Origin of the sequence: Streptococcus suis (assembly GCF_002964575.1) — a bacterium.
Classification (GTDB): domain Bacteria; phylum Bacillota; class Bacilli; order Lactobacillales; family Streptococcaceae; genus Streptococcus; species Streptococcus suis_R.
This window is the reverse complement of sequence record NZ_POQQ01000103.1, coordinates 1-270: the sequence shown is the minus strand read 5'-3', so window position 1 is coordinate 270 and position 270 is coordinate 1. Positions and strand designations below refer to the sequence as shown.

The 270-nt window shown below is 41.9% G+C and carries 1 protein-coding gene; it reads left to right on the top strand.

What is annotated here, in order from left to right:
* Positions 1 to 212: minor capsid protein (locus tag C1E58_RS11935; RefSeq protein WP_105210483.1), on the top strand; the 212-nt coding region annotated here is incomplete at its 5' end.
* Between the last annotated feature and the right edge of the window lie 58 nt (positions 213 to 270).

Genomic DNA, 270 nt, shown 5'->3' with positions numbered 1-270 from the left:
GAAAATTGCGACCTTCTGGGCATATGTCTCGTGATGGGAAAGAGGTGTCCTGGAACACAGTATATGCTAGAGCACAGTTCTACGGTAAAAATGGGATTGTTACTTTCAGGAAGTATACAACACCAGGAACCGGCAAACGTTGGGACGAAAAAGCTAAAGCAATCCACATGACGGATTGGGTTCAGCGTTTTGTGAAAGGAGCAGGTTTCTAATGGACTTTCTTCATCAGCTTAAAAATCATATTAACGAAAATCTGAATTTGCCCTTTCA